The sequence below is a fragment of the Nonomuraea sp. NPDC001831 genome (assembly GCF_042892035.1).
Lineage (GTDB): Bacteria > Actinomycetota > Actinomycetes > Streptosporangiales > Streptosporangiaceae > Nonomuraea.
In genome coordinates this window covers 107,338-116,037 of the sequence record NZ_JBIATU010000025.1, presented here as the reverse complement: position 1 = coordinate 116,037, position 8,700 = coordinate 107,338, and the positions used below count along the sequence as shown (strand labels likewise).

Here is an 8,700-nt window from a genome sequence, read left to right as displayed (position 1 = left end):
TCGATCCGCGCCCACGCCCTGTCGGTCAACTCACCGCGTCGCACCACGACAACCATTCAACCGTGCACGTAGATCATTTGTCAGACACTCTCTAGGTCAGTCTTCACACACCGACCATGGACGCCCTTCGTCACGTCCGCAGCCGATCACCGAATTTCACATCAGCGATCTAGCCGGCGGGGGTCAGGGGGCCGCGCCGTAGACCGGTTCGGGGGCGGGCGCGGCCTCCAGGAGCGTGGCAACGGCCTCCCCCACCTCCTCCGGCGACCAGCGGGCGCCCCGGTCCACGGCGGGGCCGTGGCGCCAGCCGGTGGCCAGCGCGATCGTGCCGCCCTCGACCTCGAAGACCCGGCCCGTCACGTGCGCGGAGGCCGCCGAGCCGAGCCAGACCACGAGCGGGGCGACGTTCGCCGGGTCCATGGGGTCGAACCCGTCCTGCGGCCTGGCCATGGTCGCCGCGAACACCTCCTCGGTCATCCGGGTCCGGGCGGCCGGCGCGATGGCGTTGACGGTGACGCCGTAGCGGGCCAGCTCGGCGGCGGCGACCTGGGTGAGCGCGGCGATCCCGGCCTTGGCCGCCGAGTAGCCGGCCTGCCCGACGCTGCCCAGCAGGCCCGCGCCCGAGGAGGTGTTGACCACCCTGCCGGACACCTCCTCGCCCGCCTTCGAGCGCTCCCGCCAGTACGCGGCCGCGTGCCGCAGCGGCAGGAAGTGGCCTTTGAGGTGCACGCGGACGACGTCGTCCCAGTCCTGCTCGGTCATCGAGACCAGCATGCGGTCGCGCAGGAAGCCGGCGTTGTTGACCAGGACGTCCAGCCGGCCGTACGCGCTGACGGCGGTCTTGACCAGCCGGGCGGCGCCGGCCCAGTCGGACACGTCGTCGCAGTTGGCCACCGCCCGGCCGCCGAGGGCCTCGATCTCGGCGACGACCTCGTGGGCCGGGCCGGCGGACGCGCCGCCGCCGTCGCGGGCGGTGCCGAGGTCGTTCACCACGACGCGGGCGCCCTGCCGGGCGAACTCCAGGGCGTGCTGCCTGCCGATGCCGCGTCCGGCGCCTGTCACGATCACCACGCGGCCAGCGCAAATGCCCACAAGACCTCCCAAGGGATCATGCACAGATATCAGGAAATATCGTCAGAAGCCAGGTGTTGCCAGGCGGGGATCTCGCCGCCGCCGTCCACCCGTACCTCGGCGCCGGTGACGTAGCCGGGGGCGGCCAGCCACAGGCACGCCGCGGCCACGTCGGCGGGCGTGGCCGGGCGGCCCGCGGGGATGGCGGCGTCCGCCCGGCCCTGTCCGGTGTACCGCTCGGCCGCCGTGGTGTCGGCCAGGCCGACCACGACCGAGTTGACCCTGACCTCCGGGGCCCATTCGGCGGCCAGGCAGCGGGCCAGGTGGTGCAGGCCCGCCTTGGCGGCGCCGTACGCGGCGGTGCCGGGCGAGGGACGGGCGCCGCTGACGCTGCCGATCATCACGATCGCCCCGCGGGCGGCGGCCAGCAGCGGGTGGGCCCGCTGGGAGACCAGCAGGGGGGCGGTCAGGTTGAGCTCGATGACGCGGGCGTGCAGGCGCGGCGAGGTGCCCGACACGGGGGCGGGCGGCGAGCCGCCGGCGTTGTTGACCACCACGTCCAGCCGGTCGAACCCGGAGACCAGCCGTTCGACGTCCGCCGGGACGCGCACGTCGGCCTGGACGAAGCGGAGTCCGTCCAGCGGGCCGGGATCCTTCCTGGCGCAGACCGTCACGTCGGCGCCGGCCGCGCGGAAGGCCCTGGCGATGCCCGCGCCGATGCCCTGGGTGCCGCCCGTCACCAGCACGGACCTGCCCGTGTAGTCGTAAGTGACCGTCACGGGTGCTACCGTACCAAGCAAGCGTTAGGTGCGACCAGGGAGCGCGATGGGGATCACACTGCGGGACGGGCCGGTCGCCGAGGTCGTGGTGGACGTGCCGCCGGTGAACGCGTTGACCGTCCAGGGCTGGGCCGACCTGGCGGCGGCGGTGCGCGCGGCCGGGCGCGACCCGGCGACCAGGGTGGTGGTGCTGCGGGCCGAGGGCCGCGGGTTCAACGCCGGCGTGGACATCAAGGAGATGCAAGCCGACCCCGGGCACACGGCGCTCGTCGGGGCGAACCGGCAGTGTTTCGAGGCGTTCGCGGCCGTCTACGAGTGCGAGGTGCCGGTGATCGCCGCCGTGCACGGACACTGCCTGGGCGGCGGCGTCGGCCTGGCCGGCAACGCCGACGTGGTGGTGGCCAGCGAGGACGCCTACTTCGGGCTGCCCGAGGTGGACCGCGGGGCGCTCGGGGCCGCCACGCACCTGGCCCGGCTGGTGCCCCAGCACCTCATGCGGGCCATGGTCTACACGTGCCGGAACGTCACGGCGGCCGAGCTGCGCGCGTTCGGGTCGGTTCTGGAGGTGGTGCCGCGCGACAAGCTGCGCGCGGCGGCGATGGAGGTGGCCGGGCAGATCGCGGCCAAGGACCCGTACGTCATCCGCCGCGCCAAAGAGTCGCTGAACGGCATCGACCCGGTGGACGTGCGGCGCAGCTACCGCTTCGAGCAGGGCTTCACCTTCGAGCTGAACCTCATGGGCATGGGCGACGAGCACAGGGAGCGGTTCCGATGAGCAAGGTGATGTCCGTCGAGGAGGTCGCGGCCTCCGTGGAGAGCGGGATGACGGTCGGGATCGGCGGCTGGGGCTCGCGGCGCAAGCCCATGGCCCTGGTGGGCGGCCTGCTGCGCACGTGCGTGCGGGATCTGACGGTCGTCTCCTACGGCGGCCCGGACGTCGGCATGTTGTGCGCGGCGGGCAAGGTGCGCCGGGTGGTGGCGCCGTTCGTCACGCTCGACTCCATCCCCCTCGAACCGCACTTCCGGGCGGCCAGGCAGGCCGGCACGGTCGAGTTCACCGAGTACGACGAGGGCATGTTCATGTTCGGGCTGCTGGCGGCGGCGCACCGGCTGCCGTTCCTGCCGACGCGGGCGGGGCTCGGATCCGGCGTGCTGCGGGTCAATCCGGAGCTGCGGACCGTGCGCTCGCCGTACGGGGACGGGGAGGAGCTGGTCGCGGTGCCCGCCCTGACCATGGACGTGGCGCTGGTGCACCTGAACCGGGCCGACGCCCGCGGGAACGCCCAGTACCTGGGGCCCGACCCGTACTTCGACGACCTGTACGCCAAGGCTGCCGCGCGCTGCTACGTGTCCTGCGAGCGGCTGGCGGACACCGCCGACCTGCTGAAGGAGGGCCCGGTGCAGTCGTTGCTGATCAGCCGGTCGATGGTGACCGGCGTGGTCGAGGCGCCCGGCGGGGCCGGGTTCACCTCGTGCGAGCCGGACTACCCGCGCGACGAGGAACGGCAGCGGCGGTACGTGGAGGGCGGCGTCGATGAGTGGAAGTGAGACGAGCAGGGCTGACGTGTGCGTGCTGGCCTGCGCGGAGGCGTTCAGGGGCGACGGGGAGATCCTGGCGGCCGGGATCGGCGGCGCGATCACGGTGCTGGCCGCGCGGCTGGCCCGGCTGACGTTCGAGCCCGAGCTGCTCACCTCCGACGGCGTCTGCCTGCTCACCGGCGACGTGCCCGCGCTGGGGGCGGCGCCCGGGGTGGTGGAGGGGTGGCTGCCGTTCCGGGAGCACCTGTGGCTGGTGCTGAACGGCCGCCGGCACGTGATGCTCGGCGCGAGCCAGATCGACCGGCACGGGAACAGCAACATCTCCTGCATCGGCGACTGGGCCCGGCCCAGGGCCCAGCTCCTCGGGGTGCGCGGGGCGCCGGGGAACACGCGGTGCGACCCGACGAGCTACTGGATCCCGCGGCACTCGCGGCGGGTGTTCGTGCCCGAGGTGGACATGGTGAGCGGGCTGGGCACCGACCGGGGGGCGTACGAGCTGCGGCGGGTGGTGACGGACCTGGCGGTGCTCGACTTCGCCACGCCCGACGGCTCGATGCGCCTGGTGTCCACGCATCCCGGGGTGGGCGTGGCCGACGTGCTGGCCGCCACCGGCTTCGACCTGGTCGTCCCGCCGCAGGTGCCCACGACGCGGGAGCCGGACGCGGTCGAGCTGGCCGTCCTGGACCGGCTGGATCCCGGCCGGGCGCGCGACCGCGAGGTGGCCGGGTGAGGACGGCGCTGACCGAGCTCACCGGCTGCCGCCATCCCGTCGTCCAGACCGGCATGGGGTACGTCGCGGGCGCCCGGCTGGCCGCGGCCGTCTCGGCGGCGGGCGGGCTGGGCGTGATCGGCGCCGCCACCATGTCGGTGCCCGAGATGACGGCGGCGGTCAGACGGGTCAAGGAGCGGACCGAGGCTCCCTTCGGGGTGAACATCCGCTCCGACGCCGACGACGCGGCCGAACGGGTGGAGGTGATGATCAGGGAGGGCGTGCGGGTGGCGTCGTTCGCCCAGGCGCCCCGGCGCGAGCTGATCGCCCGGCTCAAGGACGCAGGGGTCGTCACCATCCCGTCGGTGGGGGCGCGCCGGCACGCCGAGAAGGTGGCGGCGTGGGGCGTGGACGCGGTGATCGTGCAGGGCGGCGAGGGCGGCGGGCACACCGGCCCGCTGGCCACCACGCTGCTGCTGCCGCAGGTCGTGGACGCGGTCGACATCCCGGTGATCGCGGCGGGCGGCTTCTTCGACGGCCGGGGCCTGGTCGCCGCGCTGGCCTACGGCGCGTGCGGGATCGCCATGGGCACCCGGTTCCTGCTGACCCGCGAGTCCCCGGTGCCGGACGCGGTCAAGGACGTCTACCTGGCCGCCCGCGAGACCGTCGTGACGACCAGGGTGGACGGCGTGCCGCACCGCGTGCTCAGCACCCCGTTCGTGGCCTCGCTGGAACGGTCGCGGCTGCTGCGCGCGGTGCTGAACGGCGCCCGGTTCCGGCGGCTGTCCGGCCTGTCGTGGGGCGCGCTGGTCCGCGAGGGACGCCGGATGCGCCGCGGCCGGGAGCTGACCTGGGCGCAGGTGCTCCAGGCGGCCAACACGCCGGTGCTGCTGCGCGCGGCGATGGTGGACGGCCGGGCCGACCTCGGGGTGATGGCCTCCGGCCAGGTGGTGGGCGTGATCGAGGACCTGCCGTCGTGCGCCGAGCTGATCGGGCGGGTGATGGCCGAGGCCGAGGAGGCGCGCAAGCGCCTGCCCTGACCCGCGGGACGCCTGACCCGCACGGCGCCTGACCCGGGCGGGTCTGGCTCACACGGGCCTGGCTCACACGACGGTGATGCCCCTGGCCAGCAGGATGGCGTTGGCCTGGGTCTGGTTGATGATCGCGCCGGCGAAGGCGCGCAGCTTGGCGTCGTCGGGCTGCCCGAGGTCGGCGCCGCGCAGGTCGGCCTTGGCGAAGGTGGTGTTGAGCAGCCGCGTGCCGATGAGCCGGCAGTCGCTGAAGGTGGCCTCGGTGAAGTCGCAGCCCGACAGGTCGGCGTCGTCGAAGCGCACGCCCTCGATGAACTCGCCGCGCAGCGAGCAGCCGCCGAGGTTGGCCAGCGTCAGGTTGCACCGCGCGACCTTGAAGCCGGTGCCGCGCGAGGCTGTGAGCGCGGCGCCGATCATGCGGCAGCCCTGGAAGGAGGCGTCGGTGAGCAGGGCGCCGCCGAACTGGGCCGAGGACAGGTCGACGTCGGTGAAGGTCGCGTCGATCAGGTCGGCGTCGTTGAACCTCGGCCGCATGCCGCCGCCGCCCGCGAAGACCGCGCCGTCGAGGTCGGCCTTGCGCAGGTCGGCGCCGTCGAGCACGCAGGACTCGAAGCGGGCGCCGGCCAGCGCGGCTCCGGACAGGTCGGCCTCGGTCAGGTCGCAGTCGCGGAAGACGTGCGGCCCGTCGTCATGGAGGGCGGGGCGGCTGTGGGAGAGGTCTTCGCCGTCGAGGATCACGGTGTCACAGCGTACCGGTGAGCACCTCCGCCGCCGCCTGGCCGCAGACCCGCGCCGACCCGTACGTGGCGATGTGCACGGCGCCGAGGTCGGAGCGGGCGGGCAGGCCCATCTCCACGACGACGGCGTCCGGCCGGGCGCTGAGCAGGTGCCGCAGCGCCTCGCCCTGCCAGGCGTAACGGTGGGCGTCGCGGACCACGATCACCAGCGGGCGCTGCGCCGCCTCGCCGATCAGCCGCTCCAGCCTGGGCCCGGTGGTGTCCCCGGCCGCCAGCCGGGTGACGGCGGTGCCGGGCAGCAGCCGTCCGAGCGGTTCGCCGACGCCCCACGGGGTGCCCTTGTCGATGGCCAGGTTCATCTCGGGCGTCAGCTCGACCACGTGCGCCGCCCCGGTGAGCGGCAGCACGGCCGCCGTGGACCTGCGGGTGACGCGGACGGCCCGGCGGGCCGCGGAGAGCCCGAGGTAGCCGTCCTCCGGTACGGGGCTGCCCGAGGAGGTGGTCCAGGCGGCCAGCTCGCGGACCCTGCGTGCGGCGTCGGCCAGTCGCTCCTCGGGCAGCAGTCCTTCGGTCACGGCGGCGGCGATGGCGTCGCGGACCTCGACGGCGGTGGCCTCGTCGGCCCGCTCGCCGCCCACGCAGATCGCGTCGGCCCCCGCGGCTATGGCGCGGGCGGAGGCGCCCCCGATCCCGTACGCCCCCGACACCGCAGCCATTTCTATGCCGTCCGTGATGATCATTCCCTGGAAGCCCAGCTCCTCGCGCAGCAGGCCCGTGAGGACCTTGGGGCTGAGCGTGGCGGGCAGCTCGGCGTCGTAGGAGGGCACGAGCAGGTGGCCGGTCATGATCGACCGGACCCCCTCCTTGATCGCCTCCCGGAACGGGAAGAGCGCCTCCTCGATGCCGGCGTCGGCCACCACGGGCACGCCGTGGTGGGAGTCGACGGTGGTGTCCCCGTGGCCGGGGAAGTGCTTGGCGCAGGCGGCCACCCCGGCCGACTGCAGGCCGCGGACGAACGCCCTGGTGTGCCGGGCGACGAGCGCGGGGTCGGCGCCGAAGGAGCGCAGGCCGATGACCGGGTTGTCGGGGTTGGAGTTGACGTCGGCGGACGGGGCGAAGTCGATCGTGATGCCCGCGGCCGCCAGCTCGCCGCCCATGTCCCTGGCCAGGGCCTCGGTGAGGCCGACGTCGTCCACGACGCCGAGCGCGTAGCCGCCGGGACGGCTGCTGCCGGTGCTCACCTCCAGCCGGGTGACCTCGCCGGACTCCTCGTCGGTGCCGACGAGCACCGCGGGGTTCTCCGCGCGCAGCGCGGCGGTGAGCCGGGCGACCTGCGCGGGGTCGGCGATGTTGCGGGAGAACAGCACCACACCGGCCAGTCCCTCGCCGAGTCGTCGGCGGATCCAGTCCGGAGGCATCTGTCCCACGAAACCAGGGAGGAGGACGGCATCGGCGAGGCGAAGAAGGTCACCGCTGAGGGGCATGACCCGAAATCTAATAGGAAAGTTTCCTATTTGCTAGAGGCATTTTCTGATGTCAGCCCGGTTCCTTCCGTGTCTTATTCAACCATTGCCGTAAATGCTCACTTCAGTTGCGCGGCGCGGCCTTTCAGCCGAGACGTTCGATGACGGTGACGTTCGCCTGTCCCCCGCCTTCGCACATGGTCTGCAGGCCGTACCGGCCGCCGGTGCGTTCCAGTTCGTGCAGCAGCTTCACGGTCAGGACCGCGCCGGTCGCGCCGAGCGGATGGCCGAGCGCGATGGCGCCGCCGTTGGGGTTCACCCTGGACGGGTCGGCGCCGGTCTCCTTGATCCAGGCCAGCACGACGGAGGCGAACGCCTCGTTGATCTCGATCGCGTCGAAGTCGTCGATGGCCAGGCCGGTCCGGTCCAGGGCGTGGGCCGTGGCGGGGATGGGGGCGGAGAGCATCATGATCGGGTCCGCGCCACGCGCCGAGAGGTGGTGCACGCGGGCGCGCGGGGTCAGCCCGTGGTCGCGTACGGCCCGGGGCGAGGCGACCAGCAGCGCCGCCGCGCCGTCGGAGATCTGGGAGGCCAGCGCCGCCGTGAGCCGTCCCCCTTCGCTCAACGGCCTGAGCGCGGCCATCTTCTCCGGCGAGGTGTCCCGGCGGGGGGCCTCGTCGTCGGAGACGCCCTCACAGGGGACGATCTCGCGCCGGAAGCGCCCCTCGTCCATGGCCCGCAGCGCGCGGCGGTGGGACTCGTAGGCGTAGAGCTCCATCTCCTCGCGCGACAGGTCCCAGGCCACCGCCATCTGCTCGGCCCCGGCGAACTGGGAGACCTCCGCCGCGCCGTAGCGGGCCGCCCAGCCCTTGGACCCGGCGTACGGGGTCTCGTGCCCGAGCGGCCGGCCCGCCAGCATGGCCGAGGAGATCGGGATCATGCTCATGTTCTGCACGCCGCCCGCCACCACCAGGTCGCTGGTTCCCGACAGCACGGCCTGGGCGGCGAAGTGCAGGGCCTGCTGCGAGGAGCCGCACTGGCGGTCGACGGTGACGCCCGGCACCTGCTCGGGCAGCCCGGCGGCCAGCCAGCAGGTACGCGCGACGTCCCCGGCCTGCGGCCCGATCGTGTCCACGCAGCCGAAGATCACGTCCTCGACGGCGGCGGGATCGGCGTCGGCCCGCCGCATCAGCTCGCGCAGGACGTGCGCGCCGAGGTCGGCCGGGTGGGCCGCGGCCAGCCCGCCGTTCCTGCGCCCGACGGGGGTACGGACGGCGGCGACGATGTAAGCCTCGTTCATCCCGCAATCCTAACAAGCGCTTGGTACGTAGGATAATGCCCTACGAGCTGGGCCTGACGCGTGAACAAGCG

Annotated in this window: 9 protein-coding genes; 4 read left to right on the top strand and 5 right to left on the bottom strand. The window is 73.6% G+C overall.

Going from position 1 to position 8,700, the window contains the following annotated elements; all coding sequences use genetic code 11:
- Positions 1-183: 183 nt before the first annotated feature.
- Positions 184-1,092, bottom strand: a complete 909-nt coding sequence (locus ACFYYW_RS45840; RefSeq protein WP_364414971.1) for an SDR family oxidoreductase — start codon at positions 1,090-1,092, stop codon at positions 184-186.
- 29 nt (positions 1,093-1,121) lie between these two features.
- Positions 1,122-1,850, bottom strand: coding sequence for an SDR family oxidoreductase (locus ACFYYW_RS45835; protein WP_387660062.1), 729 nt, complete (start codon positions 1,848-1,850; stop codon positions 1,122-1,124).
- Between the two features lie 46 nt (positions 1,851-1,896).
- Between ACFYYW_RS45835 and ACFYYW_RS45830 the strand changes: the two genes are divergently transcribed.
- Genes ACFYYW_RS45830 through ACFYYW_RS45815 form a run of 4 tightly spaced genes read left to right on the top strand, consistent with a single transcriptional unit; the run spans position 1,897 to position 5,138 of the window.
- Positions 1,897-2,625, top strand: a complete 729-nt coding sequence (locus ACFYYW_RS45830) for an enoyl-CoA hydratase family protein (RefSeq protein WP_387660059.1) — start codon at positions 1,897-1,899, stop codon at positions 2,623-2,625.
- Entirely contained in the window at positions 2,622-3,398 is a 777-nt protein-coding gene (locus tag ACFYYW_RS45825; RefSeq protein ID WP_387660057.1) for a CoA transferase subunit A, read from the top strand. Before ACFYYW_RS45830 ends, ACFYYW_RS45825 begins: the two co-directional genes overlap by 4 nt.
- A complete protein-coding gene (locus ACFYYW_RS45820) occupies positions 3,385-4,119 on the top strand; it encodes a CoA-transferase subunit beta (RefSeq protein ID WP_387660054.1) in 735 nt (244 codons plus the stop codon). Before ACFYYW_RS45825 ends, ACFYYW_RS45820 begins: the two co-directional genes overlap by 14 nt.
- Complete coding sequence (locus ACFYYW_RS45815; RefSeq protein ID WP_387660051.1) at positions 4,116-5,138, top strand: NAD(P)H-dependent flavin oxidoreductase; 1,023 nt, start codon at positions 4,116-4,118, stop codon at positions 5,136-5,138. The genes ACFYYW_RS45820 and ACFYYW_RS45815 overlap by 4 nt, the downstream gene beginning before the upstream one ends.
- Before the next feature lie 63 nt (positions 5,139-5,201).
- On the opposite strand, the gene ACFYYW_RS45810 is transcribed toward ACFYYW_RS45815, so the two are convergent.
- The 3 genes from ACFYYW_RS45810 to ACFYYW_RS45800 all read right to left on the bottom strand — a co-directional run bounded on the left by ACFYYW_RS45810 (position 5,202) and on the right by ACFYYW_RS45800 (position 8,629).
- A complete protein-coding gene (locus tag ACFYYW_RS45810) occupies positions 5,202-5,867 on the bottom strand; it encodes a pentapeptide repeat-containing protein (RefSeq protein WP_352319921.1) in 666 nt (221 codons plus the stop codon).
- Between the two features lie 4 nt (positions 5,868-5,871).
- Complete coding sequence (locus ACFYYW_RS45805; protein WP_364414965.1) at positions 5,872-7,350, bottom strand: glycoside hydrolase family 3 N-terminal domain-containing protein; 1,479 nt, start codon at positions 7,348-7,350, stop codon at positions 5,872-5,874.
- 124 nt (positions 7,351-7,474) lie between these two features.
- On the bottom strand, positions 7,475-8,629 hold the full coding sequence (locus ACFYYW_RS45800; RefSeq protein WP_387660046.1) for an acetyl-CoA C-acetyltransferase: 1,155 nt from the start codon (positions 8,627-8,629) through the stop codon (positions 7,475-7,477).
- Positions 8,630-8,700: the final 71 nt, after the last annotated feature.

Coding starts and splice junctions, on each gene's coding strand:
- ACFYYW_RS45800 (WP_387660046.1), bottom strand. CDS start 8,629: ATGAACGAGGCTTACATCGTCGCCGCCGTCCGTACCCCCGTCGGGCGC.
- ACFYYW_RS45825 (WP_387660057.1), top strand. CDS start 2,622: ATGAGCAAGGTGATGTCCGTCGAGGAGGTCGCGGCCTCCGTGGAGAGC.
- ACFYYW_RS45805 (WP_364414965.1), bottom strand. CDS start 7,350: ATGCCCCTCAGCGGTGACCTTCTTCGCCTCGCCGATGCCGTCCTCCTC.
- ACFYYW_RS45830 (WP_387660059.1), top strand. CDS start 1,897: ATGGGGATCACACTGCGGGACGGGCCGGTCGCCGAGGTCGTGGTGGAC.
- ACFYYW_RS45820 (WP_387660054.1), top strand. CDS start 3,385: ATGAGTGGAAGTGAGACGAGCAGGGCTGACGTGTGCGTGCTGGCCTGC.